The 23,214-nt window shown below is 70.6% G+C and carries 19 protein-coding genes; 3 read left to right on the forward strand and 16 right to left on the reverse strand.

The window, feature by feature from the left end:
- Window positions 1-10 precede the first annotated feature (10 nt).
- The 9 genes from BGO91_RS06920 to dusB form a co-directional block, all read right to left on the reverse strand.
- On the reverse strand, window positions 11-859 hold the full coding sequence (locus tag BGO91_RS06920) for a dipeptide/oligopeptide/nickel ABC transporter ATP-binding protein (RefSeq protein ID WP_290472062.1): 849 nt from the start codon (window positions 857-859) through the stop codon (window positions 11-13).
- A 9-nt stretch (window positions 860-868) separates the two neighbouring features.
- Window positions 869-2,557: an ABC transporter ATP-binding protein gene (locus BGO91_RS06925; protein ID WP_290472063.1), complete on the reverse strand. Its 1,689-nt coding sequence runs from the start codon at window positions 2,555-2,557 to the stop codon at window positions 869-871.
- Window positions 2,554-3,633, reverse strand: a complete 1,080-nt coding sequence (locus tag BGO91_RS06930; RefSeq protein ID WP_290472064.1) for an ABC transporter permease — start codon at window positions 3,631-3,633, stop codon at window positions 2,554-2,556. Before BGO91_RS06930 ends, BGO91_RS06925 begins: the two co-directional genes overlap by 4 nt.
- A gap of 1 nt (window position 3,634) precedes the next feature.
- On the reverse strand, window positions 3,635-4,732 hold the full coding sequence (locus tag BGO91_RS06935; protein ID WP_290472065.1) for an ABC transporter permease: 1,098 nt from the start codon (window positions 4,730-4,732) through the stop codon (window positions 3,635-3,637).
- Between the two features lie 75 nt (window positions 4,733-4,807).
- Window positions 4,808-6,436 (reverse strand): ABC transporter substrate-binding protein, encoded by a 1,629-nt coding sequence (locus BGO91_RS06940; RefSeq protein ID WP_290472066.1) that lies wholly within the window; start codon window positions 6,434-6,436, stop codon window positions 4,808-4,810.
- A 220-nt stretch (window positions 6,437-6,656) separates the two neighbouring features.
- Window positions 6,657-8,510: a DNA primase gene (dnaG, locus tag BGO91_RS06945; protein ID WP_290472067.1), complete on the reverse strand. Its 1,854-nt coding sequence runs from the start codon at window positions 8,508-8,510 to the stop codon at window positions 6,657-6,659.
- Window positions 8,511-8,569: 59 nt separating this feature from the next.
- Entirely contained in the window at window positions 8,570-9,799 is a 1,230-nt protein-coding gene (locus BGO91_RS06950; protein ID WP_290472068.1) for a DUF4282 domain-containing protein, read from the reverse strand.
- Between the two features lie 70 nt (window positions 9,800-9,869).
- Entirely contained in the window at window positions 9,870-11,150 is a 1,281-nt protein-coding gene (locus tag BGO91_RS06955; protein ID WP_290472120.1) for a deoxyguanosinetriphosphate triphosphohydrolase, read from the reverse strand.
- 4 nt (window positions 11,151-11,154) lie between these two features.
- Entirely contained in the window at window positions 11,155-12,345 is a 1,191-nt protein-coding gene (gene dusB / locus BGO91_RS06960; protein WP_290472069.1) for a tRNA dihydrouridine synthase DusB, read from the reverse strand.
- Between the two features lie 33 nt (window positions 12,346-12,378).
- Between dusB and BGO91_RS06965 the strand changes: the two genes are divergently transcribed.
- Both BGO91_RS06965 and BGO91_RS06970 read left to right on the forward strand, forming a co-directional pair.
- The gene (locus tag BGO91_RS06965; RefSeq protein ID WP_290472070.1) at window positions 12,379-12,897 is read left to right on the forward strand and encodes an aminoacyl-tRNA deacylase; all 519 of its coding nucleotides are present in this window, start codon (window positions 12,379-12,381) and stop codon (window positions 12,895-12,897) included.
- Window positions 12,898-13,313: 416 nt separating this feature from the next.
- Window positions 13,314-13,952, forward strand: a complete 639-nt coding sequence (locus BGO91_RS06970; protein ID WP_290472071.1) for a DUF559 domain-containing protein — start codon at window positions 13,314-13,316, stop codon at window positions 13,950-13,952.
- Window positions 13,953-13,973: 21 nt separating this feature from the next.
- Here BGO91_RS06970 and BGO91_RS06975 read toward each other — a convergent pair whose 3' ends face one another.
- The 4 genes from BGO91_RS06975 to recO are packed head-to-tail and all read right to left on the reverse strand — an operon-like array spanning window position 13,974 to window position 16,364.
- Window positions 13,974-14,102 (reverse strand): hypothetical protein, encoded by a 129-nt coding sequence (locus BGO91_RS06975; protein ID WP_290472072.1) that lies wholly within the window; start codon window positions 14,100-14,102, stop codon window positions 13,974-13,976.
- A complete protein-coding gene (locus BGO91_RS06980; RefSeq protein ID WP_290472073.1) occupies window positions 14,099-14,770 on the reverse strand; it encodes a DsbA family oxidoreductase in 672 nt (223 codons plus the stop codon). The genes BGO91_RS06975 and BGO91_RS06980 overlap by 4 nt, the downstream gene beginning before the upstream one ends.
- Before the next feature lie 29 nt (window positions 14,771-14,799).
- Window positions 14,800-15,612, reverse strand: coding sequence for an isoprenyl transferase (locus tag BGO91_RS06985; RefSeq protein ID WP_290472074.1), 813 nt, complete (start codon window positions 15,610-15,612; stop codon window positions 14,800-14,802).
- A complete protein-coding gene (recO, locus tag BGO91_RS06990) occupies window positions 15,609-16,364 on the reverse strand; it encodes a DNA repair protein RecO (protein ID WP_290472075.1) in 756 nt (251 codons plus the stop codon). Before recO ends, BGO91_RS06985 begins: the two co-directional genes overlap by 4 nt.
- 60 nt (window positions 16,365-16,424) lie before the next feature.
- On the opposite strand from recO, the gene BGO91_RS06995 reads away from it, so the two are divergent.
- Window positions 16,425-17,189 carry a TRIC cation channel family protein gene (locus BGO91_RS06995; RefSeq protein WP_290472076.1) on the forward strand — a complete coding sequence of 255 codons (765 nt, stop codon included), beginning with the start codon at window positions 16,425-16,427 and terminating at the stop codon, window positions 17,187-17,189.
- A gap of 99 nt (window positions 17,190-17,288) precedes the next feature.
- Here the strand turns inward: BGO91_RS06995 and leuA are convergent, their stop codons facing one another.
- From leuA to BGO91_RS07010, 3 genes are all read right to left on the reverse strand, one after another.
- A complete protein-coding gene (leuA, locus tag BGO91_RS07000) occupies window positions 17,289-19,064 on the reverse strand; it encodes a 2-isopropylmalate synthase (RefSeq protein ID WP_290472077.1) in 1,776 nt (591 codons plus the stop codon).
- A 134-nt stretch (window positions 19,065-19,198) separates the two neighbouring features.
- On the reverse strand, window positions 19,199-21,766 hold the full coding sequence (locus BGO91_RS07005) for a bifunctional lysylphosphatidylglycerol flippase/synthetase MprF (protein ID WP_290472078.1): 2,568 nt from the start codon (window positions 21,764-21,766) through the stop codon (window positions 19,199-19,201).
- A complete protein-coding gene (locus tag BGO91_RS07010; protein WP_290472079.1) occupies window positions 21,763-23,049 on the reverse strand; it encodes an alpha/beta hydrolase-fold protein in 1,287 nt (428 codons plus the stop codon). Before BGO91_RS07010 ends, BGO91_RS07005 begins: the two co-directional genes overlap by 4 nt.
- Between the last annotated feature and the right edge of the window lie 165 nt (window positions 23,050-23,214).

Here is a 23,214-nt window from a genome sequence, read left to right on the forward strand (position 1 = left end):
CCGGCCGTGCTCAGTCGGCGGTGTGCTGGGGGCGGCGTTCGGTGCGGCGCGTGGTGGTGCCGAGCGCGCGGGCGAGACCGGCGACGAACGGATGGGCGGGATCGGCGAGGACGTCCTCGATCGGACCGTAGCCGACCGTGCGACCGCCCTGCAGTACGAGGCAGGCGTCGGTCGCGCGGCGGAGCACGGCCGGGTCGTGGCTGACGATCACCGCGGAGAAGTCGTCGTGCCCGCGCAGCTGGGCGAGCAGATCGATCACCGCGTCGCGCACGGTCGCGTCGATCCCGGCCGTCGGCTCGTCGGCGACCAGGATGCGCGGGCCGAGCACGAGCGCACGGGCGAGGGCGACCCGCTGGCGCTGCCCGGAGCTCAGCTCGTAGGGGTACTTGGCCAGCACGCTCAGCGGCAGGTGCACCGTGTCGAGGATGGTCGCGGCGCGCTCCCCCGCCGCCCGGCGCGAGTAGTGCTGGTCGCGCTCGAAGATCGGCAGCGTGACGTTGTCCTGCACGCTCAGCGACGGCTCCAGCGTGCTCCCGGCGTCCTGGGGCAGGTATCCGACATGGAACGTGACCTCGGCGAGGTCCCGCTTGCGCGCCTTGCGCAGAGGATGGCCGAGCACCGTGGCCTCGCCTCCGCTGATCCGCGGACCGGGATCGGCCGAGCGCGCCGGGAGCACATGCCCGGCGAGGATCTCGGCGAGGGTGCTCTTACCCGAGCCGGTCTCGCCGAGCACGCCGAGGATCTTCCCCGTCTCCAGGCGGAAGCTGACCCCGCGCAGGGCGACGCACGACGGGCTGACGCCCCGCGCGGGGTACTCGACGGAGAGGTCGCTGACGAGGACGGCGGGATCGGAACTCACAGATCGACCCTAGGCGGTCTGCCCCCGCAAAGTGCGCAGCGCCTCGCGACGCTCGGCCTGTTCGATCGGATCGGGCACCGGGAGCGACGCCAGGAGGCGCTGCGTGTACGGATCCTGCGGGTTCCCGAGCACCTGCTCCCCCGTCCCCTCCTCCACCAGCAGACCGTGGTGGAGCACCGCGATCCGGTCGGCGAGCAGGTCGACCACCGCCAGGTCGTGGCTGATGAACAGGGAGGCGAAGCCGAACTCGCGCTGCAGCTCGGCGAAGAGCTCCAGCACGCGGGCCTGCACCGAGACGTCGAGCGCCGAGGTCGGCTCGTCCGCGATCAGCAGCGACGGCTCCAGCGCGAGCGCGCGGGCCAGGCTGGCGCGCTGCCGCTGGCCGCCGCTCAACTCGTGCGGGAACCGGTCGCCGTAGCTGCGGGGCAGCTGCACCGTCTCCAGGAGCTCGTCGACGCGCATACGGGCGTCGGCCGGGGAGTCGGCGCGGCCGTGCACCACGAGGGGCTCGGCGACGCAGTCGGCGATCGTGAGCAGCGGGTTGAAGCTCGACGCCGGGTCCTGGAAGACGAAGCCGATGTCACTGCGCACGGGCCGGAACTCGCGCTCGCGGACCCCGTTCATCTCGATCCCGAGCACCTTCAGCGAGCCGCTGCTCACCTTGGTCAGTCCGGCGATGGCGCGCCCGATCGTGGTCTTGCCCGACCCGGACTCCCCCACCAGCCCGAGCACCTCGCGCGGGTGAATCTGGAAGTCGACGCCATCGACCGCGACGAAGCCGGGACGGCCGAGCCGGCCCGGGTACTGGATGCGCAGGCCGTCCGCCGTGACCACGGGCGCGAGGTCGGGCGCGGCCTCCCGTGCTGCGGCGCGCTCCCGCGTCTGCACCGCTCCCTGGCCGATCTTCGGCACGGCGGCCAGCAGCTTCTTGGTGTACTCGGCCTGCGGCGAGGCGAACAGCGTGCGCACATCCGCCTGCTCGACCAGCTCGCCCTGGTACATGACGGCCACGCGGTCGGCCAGGTCGGCGACGACGCCCATGTTGTGCGTGATGAGCACGATCGCGGCGCCGAACTCGTCGCGGCAGCGGCGCAGCAGGTCGAGGATCTCGGCCTGCACCGTCACATCCAGCGCAGTCGTCGGCTCGTCCGCGACGATCAGTCCGGGGTTCAGCACCAGCGCCATCGCGATCACGATGCGCTGCTTCTGACCGCCCGAGAACTGGTGCGGGTAGTACTTGACACGCTTCTCCGGCTCCGGGATGCCGACCCGCTCGAGGATCTCGATCGCCTTCGCCCTGGCCTCCTTCTTGGAGATCCGGCCGTGGGCGCGCAGCCCCTCGGCGATCTGCCAGCCGACCGGATAGACGGGGTTCAGCGCCGTCGACGGCTCCTGGAACACCATCGCGACGTCCGTGCCGCGCACCGCGCGCAGCTGATGCTTGGTGAGCGAGACGACATCTGCCTCGCTCGTGCCGTCCTTGCTGCGCAGGACCACGGCGCCCGAGGCCGTCGCGGTCTCGGGCAGCAGGCCCAGGATGGTCTTCGCCGTCACCGTCTTGCCGGAGCCGGACTCGCCGACGATGGCCAGTACCTCCCCCGGCCCGACCCGCAACGTCACGTCGTCGACGGCCTTCACCGGGCCGGCGTCGGTCGCGAACGTCACCGACAGGTTGTCGATCTGCACCACGTCGCTCATGGCTTGACCTCGATTCCGTGCTCGTCGAAGGACTCGCCGCCCTCCAGTCCATCCAGCCCCGCCGGGCCCGCGGTGAGCGGGCCCCCCGCGACCACCGACGTCTCGGCCACCAGTCCGGAGGCCGCGGCCGCCCGGCGTCGCCCGCGCAGGCGCGGATCGGCCAGGTCGTTCAGGCTCTCGCCGACCAGGGTGATGCCGAGCACCACCAGCACGATCGCCGCGCCGGGGAAGACCGACGTCCACCAGATCCCGCTCGTCACATCCGACAGCGCCTTATTGAGGTCGTAGCCCCACTCGGCAGCGGCGGTCGGCTCGATGCCGAAGCCGAGGAAGCCGAGGCCCGCGAGCGTGAGGATCGCCTCCGAGGAGTTGAGCGTGAAGATCAGCGGCAGGGTGCGGGTGGAGTTGCGCAGCACGTGCCGGAACATGATGCGCGCGTTGCTCGCGCCCACGACCTTCGCCGACTCGACGTACGCCTCCGACTTGATGCGCACGGCCTCCGCGCGGATCACGCGGAAGTACTGCGGGATGAACACGACGGTGATCGAGATCGCCGCCGCGAGGATGCCGCCCCACAGGCTGGACTGGCCGCCGCTCACGACGATGGCCACGATGATCGCCAGCAGCAGCGACGGGAACGCGTAGATCGCGTCGCAGATCACGACGAGGACGCGGTCGAGCCAGCCGCCGAAGTAGCCGGAGACGAGACCCAGCACTACGCCGGCGAAGATCGACAGGATCACCGCGACGATGATCACGAGCAGCGCCGTCTGCGCTCCCCAGATCGTGCGCGAGAACACGTCGTAGCCGCCGACCGTCGTGCCCCAGATGTGCGAGGCGCTCGGCGGATTCTGCGAGCCGAACTGGCCACCGGGACCGCTCAGCTGCGAGAAGCCGTACGGGGCGATGACGGGAGCGAAGATCGCGACGAGCACGAAGACGCCGGTGATCGCGAGGCCGGCGATGAGCATCCCGCGCTGCAGACCGACGCTCTGGCGCAGCTGGTGGATGACGGGGAGGCGGGACCAGAGGGAGGGCTTCCGCGTCGGCTGGGTGGTGTGTGCGGTCTGAGTCATCTCAGTACCTCACTCTCGGGTCGATGAGCGCCGCGATCACGTCGACGATGAAGTTCGTCAGCGCGACGATGACCGCGAGCAGGGCGACCAGGCCCTGCACGGCCACGAAGTCGCGCGCCGACAGGTAGTGGAAGAGCTGGAAGCCGAGGCCCTTCCACTCGAACGTCTTCTCGGTCAGGATCGCGCCTCCCAGCAGCAGGGCGATCTGCAGGCCGATGACGGTGATGATCGGGATGAGGGCCGGGCGGTAGGCGTGCTTGCGCACCAGCCTGCTCTCCCGCACCCCGCGCGATCGCGCGGCGTCGACGTAATCGGTCGACAGCGTCCCGATCACGTTCGTGCGCACCAAACGCAGGAAGACGCCGGCGGTCAGCAGGCCGAGGGCGATGCCGGGGAGGATCGCGTGCGAGAGCACATCCCCCACCACCGCCGGATCGCCCGTCTGGATGGCGTCGATCAGGTAGATCCCGGTCTTGCTGTCGAGCGTCTGCATCTCGATCTCGGAGCCGGTGGAGGCGCGTCCCGCGACGGGCAGCCAGTCCAGCCAGACGGCGAACACGAGCTTCAGCAGCATCCCGGCGAAGAACACGGGCGTCGCGTAGCAGATGATCGCGAACACGCGCAGGACGGCGTCCTGGCCCTTGTCGCGGAAGTACGCCGCGACCATCCCGAGCGGGATCCCGACGATGAACGCGACGATGAGGGCGTAGAAGGCCAGCTCGAGCGTCGCCGCGCCGTAGGTGATGAGCACCTGGGTGACGGGCTGGTGGTCCGTGAAGGTGGTGCCGAAGTCGCCGCGGAGGATCTGGCCCAGGTAGTCGAAGTACTGGACGATCAGGGGGCGGTCGTACCCGGCCTCGTGGATGCGGGCCTGGAGCTGCGCCGGAGGCAGCTTGCCGCCGAGAGCGGCGGTGATCGGGTCGCCCGTCGAGCGCATCAGGAAGAAGACGACGGTGACGAGGATGAAGATCGTGGGGATGATGAGCAGCGCACGGATCACGAGGTAACGGCCGAGGCCGCCTCCCGATCGTCGCTTCGCCTTCGTGCGCTCCGGGCCCGGAGCGGTGCCCGGCGCCGGCGTGCTGACTGTCGCGGTCATGGAAGCCAATCGTGGTGGTTCGAAGGAGGGGCGGCCCGCACTCGGCGGACCGCCCCCGGTTGCCAGAAGTCTGGCTCAGCCCTTCTTGAGGGCCGCGTAACGGAACTTGAACGACGCGTCGAGCGTCTTGTCGGCGCCCGTCACGGTCTTGCCGACGACGGCGACCTGCGCGCCCTGCAGCAGCGGGAGCGTGCTGAGGTCGGCGCCCACCTTGGCCTGGATCTCCTCGATCAGCTTCGTGCGGGCGTCCTTGTCGGTCGTCCCGAGCTGCTGCTCGATGAGGGCCTGGACCTCGGGGTTGTCGTAGTGGTTCGCCAGGAAGTTGTCCTTGATGAAGAACGGCGACAGGTAGTTGTCGGCGTCGGAGTAGTCCGGGAACCAGCCCAGCTGATAGGCCGGGTAGACGTCGGCGGTGCGGTCCTTGGAGTACTGCACCCACTCGGTCGACTGCAGGTTGACCTTGAACAGGCCGCCCTTCTCGAGCTGCTCCTTGACGAGCGCGTACTCGTCACCGGACGACGGGCCGTAGTGGTCCGGGTTGTACTGCAGGCTCAGCGCGACCGGCGTGGTGACGCCGGCGGCCTCCAGGGTCTGCTTCGCCTTGTCGAGGCTCGGGCCGCCGTTGCCGTCGCCGTAGAGGTCCTTCAGCACGGTGGTGGCGCCGGTCAGGCCCTCCGGGACGAAGGAGTACAGCGGGGTGTAGGTGTCCTTGTAGACCTGCTTGGCGATCGCGGCGCGGTCGACCAGGTCGGCCGCGGCCTGACGCACGGCCAGCGCCTTCGCCGGGTCGGCCTCCGTGGTGGTGGCGCCGTACGGCTGCGTGTTGAAGTTGAACACGACGTAGCGGATCTCGCCGCCCGGGCCCTTGACGACCTTGACGTTCTTGTCGCTGCCGAGGCTCTCGATGTCCGTCGCCGACAGGCTGCGGAACGCGACGTCGATCGAGGTCTTCTGGATGTCGAGCTTCAGGTTCGACGAATCCGCGTAGTACTTGACGTTGACCTTGTCCGTCGCCGGCTTGCCGAGCAGGCCGTCGTAGTTCGGGTTCGCCTTGTACGCGATCAGGTTGTTGAAGTCGTAGCTCGAGATGTCGTACTGGCCGGCGAAGGCGTGGCCCTTGACGATGTCGGCGTCCGGCGTGACCTTGTCGGCCGAGAAGACCTGCTCGTCGACGATCGGGCCGGCCGGGCTCGAGAGCACCTGCGGGAACGTCTGGTCGTTGGGGACCTTCAGCTTGAAGACGACGGTCGTGGCGTCCGGGGTGGACACGCTGTCGAGGTTGGCGAGCAGTGAGGCCGGGCCGTTCGGGTCGTTGATCTTCAGCTGGCGCTCGAAGGTGAACTTGACGTCCGACGACGTCAGGTCATGCCCGTTGGCGAACTTCAGGCCCTTCTTGAGCTTCACCGTGTACTCGTTCGGCGACGTGAAGGAGGCGCTCTCGGCGATGTCCGGCTTGACGTCCGGGCTGCCGTACGGCGTGTTCATCAGGAACGGGTAGACCTGGTTCATGACGGCGAACGAGCCGTTGTCGTACGAGCCGGCCGGGTCGATCGACGTGATCTTGTCGGTCGTTCCGATGGTCAGCGTGCCGCCGCCGCCGGAGCTGCTGTTGCTCCCGGAGCAGCCGGCGAGCACGAGCGCCGACGCCGCGAACGCGGCCGAGACGGCGAGGATGCGCCGACCGCGGTTGTGTGCGGATCTCATATCCGAATACCTCTTCCTGGTGTGGGATAGCCGACACGGCGAGGCACACGAGAGCCTCGATGCCGAATCGCGTACCCATTTCCTAGCATGGATCGGGCGTCAGGCGGGCATCGAGGAGCGGATCGGGCCGAATTCTTTACGTGCGCGCAACATTTCGTCGCTCATCCGCGCGCGCCGGGACGGAATCCGTCGCAGGCCCCGGAGCGCTCGTTCGGCGCGGCTATTCCGCGCGCAGGCGCATGCGCTCCTGGTCGATCGACGAGAGCGCGACCTGGAGGGAGCGCCGCAGTTCGGCCTCCTTCTGGTCGGTGCGGGCGAGTCGCGAGGTCAGCTCGGCCTTCTCGCGCAGCAGGTCGCGGTCGATCAGGCCGTCGAGGATGGAGCGGGCGTAGCGGCCCGCATCGCCACCTGCCTGCGGCAGTGCCGCCACGGCGAGTCCGTTGACCGTCGGCGCGTATGCCGCCGGAACTTCGGCGAGCACGCGCTCCACCCAGCCGGGCTGGGTCATCGTCGTCAGCTGGGTGGCGATGGCGTCGCGCACGACCGCGTGGGTCGGGTTCACGAACCGCACCTGCACGGCACGGGAGGCCCGCTCGGCGCCGATCTCCCCCGGCAGCTGGAGCAGCACCATCAGGCACTCGCGCTCGGTGCGCTGGGTGGGGTCGTTCGGGTCGGCCGCCGGGACGGGCATCGGGGCGTCGTCGCGGCCGGACGGGTCCGCCTGCCCACGGCCCGACTGCTCGCCGCGGGTGCTGCGCTGCGCCGAGCGCACAGCGCGCACGGCGTCCTGGAGGTCCGCGCCGGAGAGGCGGGCGAGCTCGCGCATGTAGCCGTTCTGCGAGGCGGGGTCGCGGATCGTCGCGACGATCGGCGCGCCCGCGCGCAGCGCCCCGGACCGGCCCTCCACGCTGTCGAGGTCGAAGCGCTCGACCACCTGGCGGATCATGAACTCGAACATCGGCTTCTTGGCGTCGATCATCCGGCGCACCGCGTCGTCGCCCTTGGCCAGCCGCAGGTCGCAGGGGTCGAGACCGTCCGGCCCGACCGCGACGTACGTCTGCGCCGAGAACCGCTGCTCCTCACCGAATGCCCGGGCCGCGGCCTTCTGACCGGCGGCGTCCGGGTCGAAGGTGAAGATGACGGAGCCCTGGCTGGTGTCGTCGCCCATCACGCGGCGGATCACCTTGATGTGGTCGATGCCGAACGAGGTGCCGCAGGTCGCGACGGCCGTCGTGATGCCCGCGAGGTGGCACGCCATCACGTCGGTGTAGCCCTCGACGACGACGACCTGGTCGTTGCGCGAGATGTCCCGCTTGGCGAGGTCGAGCCCGTACAGCACCTGGGCCTTCTTGTAGACCGCCGTCTCGGGGGTGTTCAGGTATTTCGGGCCCTTGTCGTCGTCGAGCAGGCGCCGGGCGCCGAAGCCGATGGTCTGCCCGGTGACGTCGCGGATGGGCCAGACGAGCCGCCCGCGGAACCGGTCGTAGACGCCGCGGTCGCCCTGGGACACGAGGCCGGCGGCGACGAGCTCGTCCTGGGTGAAGCCCTTGCCGCGGAGGTGCTTGGTCAGTTCGTCCCAGCTCTTCGGAGCGAAGCCGACGCCGAAGTGCGCGGCGGCCGCGGCGTCGAAGCCGCGCTCACCGAGGAAGCGGCGGCCGGGCTCGGCGTCGGGAGCGGTGAGCCGGTCCTGGAAGAACTCTTCTGCCGCGCTGTTGGCCGCGAGCAGGCGGGCACGGTTGCCCCCGCCGCTCTCGGCGGGACCGCCGCCCTCCTCGTAGTGGAGCTGATAGCCGATGCGGCCGGCGAGGCGCTCGACCGCATCCGTGAACGAGACGTGGTCCATCTTGAGCAGGAACTCGTAGACGTCGCCGCCTTCGCCGCAGCCGAAGCAGTGGTACCGACCGACGCCCGGCCGCACGTAGAAGCTGGGGCTCTTCTCGTCGTGGAACGGGCAGAGCCCCTTCAGCGCTCCGACGCCGCCGGTCTTCAGGCTGACGTAGTCGCCGATGATGTCGCCGATGTTGGTGCGTGACTTGACCTCTTCGATGTCGCTCTGTCGAATCCGGCCTGCCATAGCTCGATTCTAGTGAGCCGCACCGACTCCGGTTCGCGGGAGGCGCGAACCGGAGGCGCTCAGTCGCGCGGAGGGCGCCGTCGGCCGCGCGTGTTCTGCGCGATCTCGATGATCGCGACGAACACCTCGATGCCGACCCGGAGGAGCAGCACGGCCAGGACGGCCGCCACCAGCGTCACGAGCACGCCCAGCAGGAACGCGAACGCGCCCGCGGGAGACTGCGTGGACACCGCGATCGCGAGGCTCTGCGAGAAGCCCACCAGCACGCCCAGCGCAATCAGCACCAGCCCGACCACGTACACGGGGCCGGCGAGCCGCCGCGTCACATAGGTGGTGAACGTGAAGTCGAACAGCGCCGAGAAGAACCGCGAGTCGTCGAGCCGGTCCGCCAGCTCGACGACGCTGCGACGCGGTGCATCGCCCGCCCGCGCGCCTGCGGACGGCGGTTCGGTCGGCGGGAGGTCACCGGCGGGAGCAGAGGCGGAGGCGGCCTCGGGTGCGGCTGCCGGCGTCGGAGTGACGACCGGCTCGGACGCAGACGCGGCGGTCGGCGCAGATGCGGTGGCCGGCGCAGACGCGGCGGCGGCAGCGGCCGGCGTCGACGCATCAGCCGACGGCGACGCAGCGGGCGCCCCAGATGCGGCGGGCGATGTCCGCGCAGCGGGCGCGGCAGACGCTGCAACCTGCGCGGGCGCAGCCGTCGGCTCAGCCGCCGCGGCCCGCGTCGACTCCTCGACGACCTCCGGAGCGGTAATGGTGTCGGCTGCGGACGCGGAATCCGCGGCCGCTACGGGCACCACCGGCGTCGTGGCCGTCTGCGAGGTCGTGGACGGCACGGGCTCCGATTCGGCGCCGGAGGCCGCGGGCGGCGTCGGGGCCGCGAGCGGGGTCGACGCCGCGAGCGTCGCGTCCATGATGTCCGGGGCCTCGCCGATGGGCGACGGCGTCGGGGGCTTCGTGGTGGTCCGTTTGCGCGGCGTGGTGGTCTTCGCCGCGGTCGCGCCCGCACCGCTCGCGGCGGTCGTCTTGCGCACCGGTGGCTTACGCGGCGCGGGGCCCTTCTTCACCGGGGGCTCCGTCTCAGCGGCGGGCTCGGCCTTGGCAGCGGGCCCAGTCTTCGCGGCGGACTCGGCCTTGACGGCGGGGGCGTCGGCCTTCACCGCGCGTCCGGCCCTCTTCGTCGGCTCGGCCGTCTCCGTGGGGCCGGCCTCCTCGGTCGGTTCGACGGGTGCGGACAGGTCGGCCTCGTCCGGGCGGTCTCCGCTCGACGGAGGCTGTGGGGTGCTCATTGGTGTCCTTCCGATGCCGTGACCTCAAGCATTCTGCACCGACGACGGGGATACAAGCCCGCGCGCCGTGTCAGCGCTGAACGAGTCGTTCGAACCAGCTGAGTGCGGACTGGTCGGTGAGGCTCGCGACCTGGTCCACGACCACGCGTTTGCGTTCCGCGTCGCTGCCGGCGAGCCGCCAGTCCTCCGCGAAGCCCGGGTCGAGAGCGGACTCGCCGCGCTCGTAGAGGGTGTCGGAGAGGGCGGTCAGGATCTCCCGCTGCTGCGCGTAGATCGGCTGCCGGGTGTTGCGCGACATGACGAACGTCGCCACGATGCCCTTGAGCACCGCGATCTCGGCCCGGATCCCGTCCGGCACGACGACGTCGGCGCCGAAGCGCACGAGTCCGCTACTGCCCGAGGCCGCCTTCGTGGCATGGACCGCCGCGTGCGCGAAGCGGCCGATCAGCTGGCTGGTGAGGTTCTTGAGGTGCGCCTGCGCACGCCGGCTGCCGTCCCAGGTCTCGAGCCAGATGTCGAGGCTGTCGAGCCGGTCGAACGCCGCGATCAGGTCGTCGTGGCCGATCTCGCCGCCCACCCACTCGTACATCGAGCTGACGAGGTCGTCGTGGTCGACCCGGCTGCCGAGCGCGGCAACGTCGATGTAGCCGTTGACGATCGCGTCCTCGAAGTCGTGCACCGAGTAGGCGATGTCGTCGGAGAGGTCCATGACCTGCGCTTCGATGCACTGCTGGCGCTCCGGAGCGCCTGCCCGGAGCCAGGCGAACACGGGCTCGTCGTCGGCGTAGAAGCCGAACTTGGCGCGGCCGCTCGGGTCGGCGACCGAAGAGGTGGCCGGCCACGGGTACTTGCAGCTCGCATCGAGGCTCGCGCGTGTGAGGTTGAGTCCGTACGGGCGGCCGTCACGGCCGAACACCTTGGGCTCGAGGCGCGAGAGGAGGCGCAGGGTCTGCGCGTTGCCCTCGAAGCCGCCGATGTCGGCGGACCAGGCGCTCAGCGCCCGCTCGCCGTTGTGCCCGAAGGGCGGGTGGCCGATGTCGTGCGCGAGGCACGCGGTGTCCACGACGTCCGGGTCGAGGCCCAGACTCGCCGCCAGCTCGCGGCCGACCTGCGCGACCTCCAGGGAGTGCGTGAGCCGGTTGCGGGCGAAGTCGAGCCCGGCCGTCGGGCTCAGGACCTGCGTCTTCGCCGCGAGGCGTCGCAGCGCGCTCGAGTGGAGCAGGCGCGCGCGGTCGCGGGCGAAATCGCTGCGGCGGCTGGCGTGCTGCTCGGGAAGCCAGCGCTCCCGGTCGCGGTCGGTGTAGCCGAGCTCGTCGGCCGGCCCGTCCACGGGTGAGCCCGTGCGGGCGATCACGCTATCCACCACTGTTGTGCACCTCCGCCTCGGCGACCTCGGCACGCTGCACGCCGTCGACCTCCCGGCTGTCCAGCCATCCGTCGGGGAGGGCGGTCCGCTTGGGCGAGCCCGCGCGTCCGCGCTGGCCTTCCGCAGCCTCGCCCGGGTACTCCTGGTCGCCGTCGAGCGTCGCGAGCAGGTCGTCCAGGTGCGCGAGGGTGTCGACGGTCGCCAGGCTGGCGCGCAGGTCGCCGCCGACCGGATAGCCCTTGAAGTACCAGGCGACGTGCTTGCGGATGTCGCGGCAGCCGCGCTCCTCGCTGTCGAAGAACTCGACGAGCAGCTCGGCGTGTCGGCGGAACGCCGCCGCGACCTCGCCGAGGGTCGGGTGCGCGAGTGCGCGCTCCGCCTCCTCGGCCGAGATCAGCCCGGCGCGCGCGTGGAACGCCGCGGCCAGATCGCCGAAGAGCCACGGGCGGCCGAGGCAGCCGCGGCCGACGACGACGCCGTCGCACCCGGTCTCGTCGACCATCCGGAGCGCGTCGGCCGCCGACCAGATGTCGCCGTTGCCGAGCACCGGTGTGGAGGTGATGGTCTCCTTGAGGGTGGCGATGGCCGACCAGTCCGCGTGGCCCGAGTAGAACTCGGACGCCGTGCGGGCGTGCAGGGCGATGGAGGCGACCCCTGCGCCCTCGGCGGCCTTGCCCGCCTCCAGGTACGTGAGGTGGTCGCTGTCGATGCCCTTGCGCATCTTGACGGTGAGCGGGATGTCGCCGGCGGCCTTCACGGCGCCCTCGACGATCTCGCGGAACAGCCCGAGCTTCCACGGCAGCGCCGCTCCCCCACCCTTGCGGGTGACCTTGGGAACGGGGCAGCCGAAGTTGAGGTCGATGTGGTCGGCGCGGTCTTCGGCGACGAGCATCGTGACGGCCTCGCGGACCGTGACCGGGTCGACGCCGTAGAGCTGGATCGAGCGCGGCGTCTCCGACTCGTGATGGGTGATGAGGCGCAGCGACTCCGAGGTGCGCTCGACGAGCGCGCGGGACGTGATCATCTCGCTCACGTAGAGGCCCGCTCCGTACTCGCGGCAGAGCCGCCGGAACGCGGTGTTCGTGATCCCGGCCATCGGTGCGAGCACGACGGGGACGTCGAGTGCCAGCGGACCGATGGTCAGCTGGGGCGAGTGGCTTAGGGTGGCAGTGGTAGACATCTGACTCGATTCTCCCAGAAAGCGTGCTGAACCATGGCCGAGAGCCCCGAATCCGTGGAGAACGGCGCTTCGAGCGCTCCTGTGGAGAGCGGCCGCACCCGCGTCGAAGCGGACGCCGCCTCCCGCGGCGTCGCCGTCGAGATCGTGGAGCGTCCCGCTGCCCGCAGCCTCCAGGAAGCCGCCGCACTGCTCGGGATCACCCCGGCCGACATCGTCAAGACGCTCGTCGTCAAGCGCAGCGACGACACCTTCCTCTTCGCCCTCGTGCCCGGCGGCCGCAAGATCTCCTGGCCCAAGCTGCGCTCGCTGCTCCAGGTGAACAAGCTCCAGCTCCCCGACGCGTCGGTCGCGCTGGCCGCGACCGGATACGAGCGCGGCACGATCACGCCGTTCGGCAGCACCACCGCGTGGCCCGTCGTCGCCGACGCGTCCATCGCCGGTCGCCGCGTCTCCATGGGCGCCGGTGAGCACGGCTACTCCCTTTTCGTCGACGCCGACGACGTCATCCGCGCCTACGACGCCACCGTCGCCGACATCACCGACCCGGAGTAGCCCCCCACCGGAACCCCACCCTGAACTGGTCGTCGCAACACGCCGTCCCACCCGCTCCACAGACGGCATGTCGTGACGACTGGATGGCGGGCCTGTGGAGAACCGTCCCGGCGTCCCGGCGCGGATGGCAGGGTGGCGCGATGCAGCCATCGACATTGCCCACCGAATTCCGGACCCAGCCGTTCACGGTCGCGTCCGCTCGCACCGCCGGCGTCTCGCCGTCCCGCCTCCGGCGCTCTGACCTCGCGCGACCCTTCCACGGCGTCCGTGCTCACCCTCGCCCGAGCGACGGAGAGCTGACGGCGCGTTGCCGCGCCCTGCGCCCGCTTCTCCCCGACCATGCCATGTTCAGCCACTCGACGGCGGCCGCGCTCCACGGGCTCCCGGTGCCGACGCGAACGCTCGACCGTCTTCACGTGTCAGCGCCTCGTCCGGCGCGCGCGATGCGCCGCACCGGCGTCGTCGGCCACCAGCTGGATGTCGTCCGACCGGTCCGTCACGACGACCTCCCGGTCGCCGAGCCCGTCGAATCCTGGGTGGAGCTCGCCTCGATGCTGGACGTGGACGACCTCGTGATCGTCGGCGACGCGCTCCTGCGGCGGCTGCGACCGCTCAGCGAGCTTCCTGCACTCCAGGAGGCCGTCGACGCGGCATCGGGCCGTCCCGGCATCCGACGTCTGCGCCAGGCACTGCCTCTGGTGAGGCCGCGCACCGACTCCCCGATGGAGACCGTGCTGCGACTGGCGATCGTGCGCGGGGGCCTTCCCGAACCGAACGTCAACCACGTCATCCACGCCGCGGATCGCAGCTATCACGCGGATCTCGCCTACCCGACGGCGCGCATCGCGATCGAGTACGACGGCGAGCAGCACCGGACCGACGACCGCCAGTACCAGGTGGACATCGACCGCCTCTGGAGCATCCAGGCCGCGGGCTGGCGCGTCGTGCGCGTGAATCGCGTCCATCTCGCGAACAGGGCCGACGAGGCCATTGCGCGCATCCGGGCGGCGCTGGCATCTGATCGTCGCAACACGCCGCTCACCACGGGGTGGTGACGGCGTGTTGCGACGATCAGATCAGGCGGGGAGGGCGCAGGAGTCGCCGTCGCATGCAGCGGCGGACGTGTCGCCGAGCGGGATGAGCGTGAAGGGGGCAGGAGCGCTCTGCGTGGGTGCGTCCGGGGTCGCGCGCGTCGCGTCGCTCACGCGGTCACCGCCTCGCGCTCGCCCCAGACCTGCTCGAGCACCTGGGCGAAGGTGGCGGCGTCCTGCGCGCCGGAGACGCCGTACTTGCCGTCGATGACGAAGAAGGGGACGCCGTTGATGCCGAACTCGGTGGCGGTGCGCTGGTCCTCGCGGACATCGGCGAGGTACTGCTCCGACTCCAGGGCGGCCAGGGCCTCGGCGCGGTCGAGACCGACCTCGGCGGCGAGGTCAGCCAGATCGTCGACGCGGCCGACGTGACCGCCCTCGACGAAGTACGCCTTGAAGAGGCGCTCGGCCAGTTCGAGCTGCTTGCCGTGCGCCTTCGCGAAGTGGAGGAGCTCGTGCGCCTTGACAGTGTTGGTGTGCTTGAGGTTGTCGAAGTCGTAGTCGAGTCCGACCGACGAGGCGATGCCGCTGACGCGTTCGAGCATCTGCCCGACCTGCTCGGCCGGCATGCCCTTGTGCCCGGCGAGGAAGTCGACCTCGCTGCCGTCGAAGTCGACCGGGGTGTCCGGCGACAGCTCGAAGGAGTGGTACTCGACCTCGACGTCGCGGCCGTCGCCCGCGCCGGCGAAGAGGCCGGTGCCGGCCTCGAACTTGCGCTTGCCGATGTAGCACCACGGGCACGCGATGTCGGACCAGATGTCGATCTTGATGGGTTCGCTCACACCAGTGCCAACGTCCGGCGCCGCCGCCACTATTCCGAGGCGGCGGTCGGCGTGTCCACGGCGCCGCCGAACCGGCGGTTGCGGCGCGCGTACAGGTCGACCGCCTCCCACAGGTCCGTGCGGCTGAAGTCCGGCCAGAGCGTGTCGAGGAACACCATCTCGGCGTACGCGCTCTGCCACAGCAGGAAGTTGCTGGTGCGCTGCTCCCCCGAGCTGCGCACGAAGAGGTCCACGTCGGGCATGTCGGGCAGATAGAGATGGCGCTGGATGGTCTTCTCGCTCACCGCGGACGGCTTGAGCCGCCCAGCGGCGACCTCCTCCGCGATGCCGCGCACGGCGTCCGCGATCTCGGTGCGGCCGCCGTAGTTGACGCACATCGTGAGAGTGAGGACGTCGTTGCCCGCGGTCAGCCGTTCCGCGTACTGCAGCTCCTTGATGACGGACGACCACAGACGCGGCTTGCGGCCGGCCCAGCGCACGCGCACGCCCCACTCGTTGAGCTGGTCGCGCCTGCGGTGCAGCACGTCGCGATTGAACCCCATGAGGAAGCGGACCTCATCGGGCGAGCGCTTCCAGTTCTCCGTCGAGAAGGCGTAGACGCTGAGGTGCTTCACCCCGAGCTGGATGGCGCCGGCGACGACGTCGAGGAGGGACGCCTCCCCCGCGCGGTGCCCCTCGATACGCGTCAGCCCCTGGCGGTTGGCCCAGCGGCCGTTGCCGTCCATCACGATCGCGACGTGGTTCGGGACCGCCGCCGCCGGGATGGCCGGCGGGTAGATGCCGGTCCAGTCCAGCGGGCGGTACTCGACCGCGTCCTTGTGCGTGTACGGCTTGGGGCTCATGCGCTCCCCTTCTCATCTGTGGCGGGAACGTCGTGATGCACGTGCTGCAGCGACCGGAGGCCGCGCTCCAGGTGCCACTGGGTGTAGGCGGAGACGACGCCGTTGGCCTTGGACCGGGTCGCCTCGTCGGCGTCCTCCGCCGCGGACCAGTCGCCCGTCAGGAGCGCTCCGAGCAGGCCGATCGTCGCGGCATCCACGCGCGGAGCGCCGTTCGGCGCACACTCTGGGCACACGACGCCGCCCAGCTGGACGACGATGTGGTCGTGCGGTCCCGGTCGCCCGCAGCGCGAGCAGTCCTGGAAGCTCGGCGCCCAGCCGGCGAGCGACAGGGCGCGCAGGAGGTACGAGTCGAGGGTCAGCGTCGGCGGATGCTCGCGCCGCGACAGCGAGCGGAGGGCGCCGACGAGCAGGAGGTACTGCTGCAGCGAGGCTTCGGCGTCCGTCAGCCGGTCGGCGGTCTCGACCATCGCATTGGCCGCCGTGTAGCTCGCGTAGTCGTCCGCGATCAGGGCGCCGTACGCTCCCAGCGACTCGGCCTGCGTGATGACGTCGAGGGTGCGGCCTTCGTACAGCTGCAGGTCGGCGACCATGAACGGCTCGAGCCGCGATCCGAAGCGGGAGGCCGTACGCCGCACCCCTTTGGCGACCGCGCGGATCTTGCCGTGCTGGCGGCTCAGGAGCGTGACGATGCGGTCGGCTTCACCCAGCTTGTGGGTGCGCAGCACGACGGCTTCATCACGGTAGACAGGCACGGTTCCAGTATCTCTCGTCCGGCCGACAGCCTCGCGCAGCGCCGCGTGGTACAAGTGACTGTGAGCACGACCGCCGCCCTGACCATCCCCCTCTGGGGCGACCTCGTCGCCGTCGGCATCGGCAGCCTCCAGGGCGCGATGTTCGCCTCCGGATTCCGGGACCGGCGGCTCGACCTGCTCGGGGTCGCGATCATCGGCGTCGCCACCGGCGTGGGCGGCGGCCTCCTGCGCGATCTCTTCCTGAACGTGACGCCGGTCGCGCTGCAGTCGAACTGGTACCTGCCGGCGACGGTCGTTGCGGCGCTGCTCGGGATGCTGCTCGTGCGGCTGTTCCGGAGGCTCGACCCGCTCATCACGTTCCTGGACGCGCTGACCATCGGCCTGTTCGGCGCGATCGGCGCGAGCAAGGCGCTCTCGCTCGGGCTGCCGGAGGTGCCCGCGATCTTCGTGGGCGTGGTCGCCGCGGTCGGCGGCTCCATCCTGCGCGACGTGCTCCTCAGCCTCCCGATCGCCCTGATGCACGTCGGCTCGCTCTACGCGGTCGCCGCCGGCGCGGGCACGGTCGTGCTCGTCGTGCTGATCGACCTGGGCGTCCCGCTCAGCATCGCGGCGATCCTCTGCGTGGTCGTGACCCTGATCATCCGGCTGCTGGCGGTGCGCTTCGGCTGGAGCCTGCCGGAGCAGCGGGAGCTCGGCCGGCTGCCTCGGGTGCGCTGGCCGCTCCTCGCCCGCCGGCCGGCCGAGACGCACGTGGACGAGCGCACCGACACCGGGGCCATCCCGCGCTATCGCATCGACAAGCCGGACGCCGACACCGACGTCTGAGCCACGCGTTCGGTCCGGGCCCGCCCGAACTCCCGGACGCCCGACCGAAAGCGACGGAACGCCGCCCGCGAGGCGGACGGCGTTCCGGGAGCGTGCTGCTCAGGCGCTGACGAGCTCCGCGCTCTCCGCCTGCCCGGCCGAGGCACGCACGGCGCGGTTGACGGCGGACACGACGGCCTTGAACGACGCGGTGGTCGTGTCGGCGTCGATCCCGACGCCCCACAGCCGCACGCCGTCGACGTCGAGCTCGATGTAGGCGGCCGCGAGAGCGGACTCGCTCGCCGACAGCGTGTGCTGCGAGTAGTCGTAGAGGTGGGCGTTGATCCCGCGTGCGTTCAGGATGTCGATGAACGCCGCGATCGGGCCGTTGCCCTCCCCGGTGACCTTCGAGACGGTGTCGCCGTCCCGCAGGGTGGCGGTGAGGGTCACGTGGTCGCCGGACTCGTTCGTCGTCGACGTGCTGCCGAGCTCGAAGCGGCCCCACTTGGCGTCGGCCTCGGTCGCGGGAGCCGGCAGGTACTCGTCCTGGAAGACGTCCCAGATCTGCTCGCTGGTGACCTCGCCGCCCTCGGCGTCGGTCTTCGCCTGCACGACGCCGGAGAACTCGATCTGCAGCTTGCGCGGCAGGTCGAGCGCGTGGTCGGTCTTCAGCAGGTAGGCGACGCCGCCCTTGCCCGACTGCGAGTTGACGCGGATGACGGCCTCGTAGCTGCGGCCCAGATCCTTCGGGTCGACCGGCAGGTACGGCACGGCCCACACGAGGTCGTCGACGTCCTTGCCCGCTTCGGCGGCCTCGGCGGCCATCGCCTCGAAGCCCTTCTTGATCGCGTCCTGGTGCGAGCCGCTGAAGGCGGTGAACACCAGGTCGCCGCCCCACGGGCTGCGCTCGTGGACCGGCAGCTGGTTGCAGTGCTCGACCGTGCGCTTGATGCCGTCGATGTCGCTGAAGTCGATCTGCGGGTCGATGCCCTGGGTGAACAGGTTGACGCCCAGCGTGACCAGGTCGACGTTGCCGGTGCGCTCGCCGTTGCCGAACAGGCAGCCTTCGATGCGGTCGGCGCCCGCCATGTAGCCCAGCTCGGCCGCCGCGACGGCGGTGCCGCGGTCGTTGTGCGGGTGCAGGGACAGGATGACGTTCTCGCGGTGGTTCAGGTGGCGCGACATCCACTCGATGGAGTCGGCGTAGACGTTCGGCGTCGCCATCTCGACCGTGGCGGGCAGGTTGATGATGACCTTGCGCTCGGGGGTCGGCTCGAAGATCTCGATGACCTGGTTGCAGATGTCGGCGGCGAACTCGAGCTCGGTGCCGGTGTAGCTCTCGGGCGAGTACTCGTAGTAGATCTCGGTGTCGGGGACCATCGACTCCATCTGACGGCAGAGGCGCGCGCCGTTCAGCGCGATGTCGATGATGCCCTGCTGGTCGGTGCGGAAGACCACGTCGCGCTGCAGGATGCTCGTCGAGTTGTAGAGGTGCACGATGGCCTGCTTGGCGCCGACGAGCGACTCGTACGTGCGCTTGATCAGGTGCTCACGCGCCTGGGTCAGCACCTGGATGGTGACGTCGTCGGGGATCGCGCCCTCTTCGATGAGGCTGCGGACGAAGTCGAAGTCGGTCTGGCTGGCGCTCGGGAAGCCGACCTCGATCTCCTTGTAGCCCAGACGGACCAGCAGGTCGAACATGATCCGCTTGCGCTCGGGGCTCATCGGGTCGATCAGGGCCTGGTTGCCGTCGCGCAGATCGACCGCGCACCAGCGGGGGGCGACGGTGATGCGGTTGTCCGGCCAGGTGCGGTCCGGCAGATCGACGCGGATCTGCTCGTGGAACGGACGGTACTTGTGGATCGGCATGGCGCTCGGCGCCTGCGTGTTCTTCATGGTCTGTTTTCTCCTCGCGGGGTGGTGTGGAGAGCCGACGACGAACTCCGCGACGAGGGAGGCCCGGAACTAGGACTCGTCGCGGCAGCTAAGAAGGAGCAGACCGTACACAGGAACGAGGGTACCACGCCGCCTCAGGAGCGCCCGCGGGCGAGGGACGCCGCCTGCCGCACCGAGAGGTCGGGCAGGTAGGCGCGGACCAGGCCGATGCCGATCTCGGGGAGCGCCACCGGATCCGGGTACGCCATGATCAGCGGGTGCAGCTCGGGCTGGAACTTCTGCTTGAAGTTGAGCAGCGAGCGGAACCCGTACACCGGCTCGAGCGACGTGCTCAGGTAGCCGAGGATGCGGTCCATGCCGCTCTTCTCCGCGTCGGGCGTGCCCGCGGTGTGCGCGAGCGGCGCGGCCGAGAGGCTCATGAACTCGACCCCGTCGGCCTTCATCCGGGTGGCCGCCTCGGCGATGAGGAACTCCATCACGCCGTTGATGCTGCCCGGGCGGCGGCGCATGAAGTCGAGCGTCCAGCCGATGACGACGCCGTCCCGCCACGTCGGCAGCCAGCTCGTGACGCCCTCGATGCGGCCGGCCTCGTCGACGGCGAGCATGAGGCGCACCGCCGGGTCGCGCAGCTCGTCGATGCCGCCGAGGGTGAAGCCCATCTCCGGGAGGTCCTTCTCAGCGACCCACTGCTCGGAGATGTCCGAGATCTGCACCGTCGCGCTGAGCGGGAGCGCCGCGTAGGAGGTCCACTCGGCGCGGATCCCGGCTCGCTGCGCCCGGTTGATCGAGGTGCGGACGTCCTGCCATTTCTTGCCGGTCGTCGCCCAGTTCTGCGGGCGGATGACCGTCTCCTCCGCGACCGTCATCGTCGACCAGCCCATCCGCTCGAAGAGCGGCTCGTATTCGTCCTCGACGCTGTAGAACACCGGGATCCAGCCGTTGTCGTCGCAGAACCGGGCGAAGCGCTCGATCGTGCCGTCGTGCGGCGGCGGGGTGCCGAACGGCCCTCCGGTCGTGATCGCGACGCGACCCACGACGCGGTAGGCGATCGCGCCGCCGTCCGGCCCGTCGAACCAGTGGCTGGTGCCCGGCCAGGTGGCCATGAACGAGAGGGCGTCGCCGCCTCCCTTGGTCAGCAGTGCGCGCACCCGGCTGGCCTCGTCGGTGGAGCTCCTGGTCACCGTGCGGCCGAGCATCGGCGGGATGGCCGCGGCGATGACGATCAGCCAGAACAGTGTTCCGATGTTGTGGTAGACGATCGTCGCCAGCGGGGTCGTCGGCAGGTACTGGACCGGTTCGCGCCGGAGGAAGCTGACGGGCACGAAGCGCTCGAACACGTCGTCGAGGAGGTCGCCGATGTCGATCGGGCGGGTGAAGCCCGTGTCGCGCTGCACCCAGCCGACGAGCACGTAGAGCGCGGCCAGACCGATCCCGGCGATCAGGACCGTGAGCACGTAGCGGCGCACCGCCCGGGTCGTCGGCAGCACCGGGAAGTGCCGGCGCAGCACGATCAGGAGGATGGCCATGACTAGAGGGACCGCCGACGAGATCGCGAGGATCGCCGTGACCTCCCAGTAGCGCGGCGACGCGGCCACGTGGTGACCGCCGGCGACGGGCAGGATGCCGAAGTAGAGCATGGACAGCACGGCCAGCAGCCCGTTCACGCTCACGGCCAGCCAGACGGCGAAGCGGCGTCCGCGCAGGAGCCCGAAGGCCGCGACGAGGAGCACGAGCAGCGGCAGCACCGACAGCAGCACCGGTCCGAAGCCGTTGATCCGCTCGATCGTGATGTCGCGGACGCAGTCGCGGGTGACCGCGAAGGCCTGGCACCGCTCGAGGACGTTGCCGCGGTTCGCGACGTCGTCGCTGAAGAGCAGCGCGATCGGCGACAGGAGGCCGTAGCGGGAGCGGGTGAGCAGCCCGATCACGGGGCCGATCGCCGTGACCGCCACCGCTGAGGCGAGCAGCACCCGGATCTCGTGGTGGGACGAGCGCTGCCAGCCGCGCTTGCGGGCGCCGCGGTTCAGGACGGCTCCGAGGGCCAACCCCGCCAGGACGGCGAGCAGCCGGTCCAGGTCGGACGGGAAGCCCGAGTAGAGCACGAACATGATGGCGACCAGCAGGGTCAGCACGCGGATGCGGCGGCGCCAGAGGGCGCCCGCGAACGCGCTGGCCGTCATGATCGTGCCGCCGATCGCGGTGAAGGAGTCGAGCGAGAGGAGGCCGTGGACGTTGCGCGACCACATCTCCCCCGTCTGGCTGCCGATCAGCTGGAGCGCGGAGCCGACCACGATCCCGACGACCGGCGTCACCACGAACGCCAGGGCGGTGCGCCAGGTGCGCATCAGGTGCTCGGACGCGCCGACGAGAAGGACCAGCAGCACCAGGCTCAGGATGAGCTCCGCGACGTCGCTGGTGAACAGCACGGAGGTGAGGGGCGACCACCAGTGGCCGTCCGCGATCTGCGCGGCTCCCGTGCCGACCCAGATCCGCAGCGGGCGGTGGGGGCCGTGCAGCGGGCCGGTGACGAGCGCCAGGACGAGCACGAGCACCGTGACGCCGAGGGTGAACGGGTAACGCGCGACGATGCGGCCGACGCGCTGGAGCGGGCGCTCCCCGGTCTGGATGGCCAGGGTGCCGGTCAGCGGGAGCGGCTCCCGCGGACGCTCCGGGGGCACGCCGTTCTCGTCCTGCCCGCTCATCGTTCCAGTCCCATCTGCCGGGCGATGGCCGGGAAGCCGTCGGTGAGGGTGTGTCGCACGGTGTTCCAGTCGTGGGCGGTCCCGGGCGAGATCAGGAGCTCGCTGTGGATGCCGGCCTTGGTGGCCGCCGCGTCCAGCGTGTGTGCGTAAGCCGTGTACTTCGCGTCGTTCTGACCGACGCCGAACACGATGGTCGAGTCCTTGTACGGCGCCTTCGCCGCCATCATGGCGAGCGGCTGGGCGGCGTCGAACGCCTTCGCGGAGCCGTCGAAGCCGGTGTCGATCGTCAGCGCGCGGTCGCCGAGCGTCGGGCCGAGCTCGCTGGAGGACGCGAGGGCCGAGCCGAACAGCTCGGGGTGCCCGGTGGCGAACTGCACGGCGCACGTCGCGCCCTGCGAGTACCCGAACACGCCCCAGGCGGCGGGGTCGCTGCTCACGCGGAGATGCGACGAGACCCAGCTGCGCACGTCTTTGAGCAGGTACGTCGCGGAGTTGCCGTACGCGCGCGAGTCCACGCACATCGGGTTGCGGCCGGGGCCGCCCAGCTGGTCGGCCGCCACGACGATCGGGGCGTAGCCGTCGTGGGCGGCGGCGAACGCATCCATCGCCGGCGCGAGGTGCCCGGCCGTGAACATGTCGGCCGGTGCGCCGGGCTGGCCCGAGAGGGCGTAGAGGACGGGGAGCGCGGGCGGGTTCGCTGTGAGGGCGACCGGCGGGAGGTAGACGACGGCCTTGCGCGCCGGGAACCGGGACTCCGTGGCCGGGATGCGCACGGTGCCGACCTGGCCCTTCGCGGGCACCGTCTGCCCGGGCGTCGCCGTCGAGGCGTAGTCCGTGCCGATGTCGAGCACCTCCCCCCGCTCCGCGTGCAGGTCGAGCGCCTTGTACGGCACGACCCCCAGCGCATCGTTGAGATCACGGTACGCGCCGAAGTCGACGTTCACGCCCGCCGCGGCGGTCGCGAGGAAGACCGGGATGCTGAGGACGGCGATGACCTTGCGCCACCAGCGCGAGCGGAACAGGTTGGCGATGGCGAGGCTGACGCCCGCGAAGCCGAGCACCGCCCACCAGGTCGTGACCGGCGTGAGCCCCACACCGAACGCGTTGTACACGTCGTCGGCGAGCCACACGATCAGCCAGCCCAGCAGACCGCCGCCGACGGCCGCGATGAGGCCCGCGACCATCCGCCGGCCGGTGGGGCGCACCAGGAGGTAGAGGGCGAGCAGCGCCGCGATCACGTCGAGCGTGATGAGGAACGGCGGCTTGTCGATCCTCAGCGTCATGAGCCAGTTCAGGGTGGGTCCTCTCCTCGGTGCGCTGCCATTATCCGGGTCACACGTGATCCATGGCTGGAGCAGTGCTCAGGTTCAGGGAATTCGGAGGGGGCTAGTCGACCGCGAGGGCGGCGACCGGCGTGATCCGCGTGGCCCGGCGGGTGGGCGCGAGGG

This window comes from Leifsonia sp. 71-9, from assembly GCF_001898805.1.
Classification (GTDB): domain Bacteria; phylum Actinomycetota; class Actinomycetes; order Actinomycetales; family Microbacteriaceae; genus Leifsonia.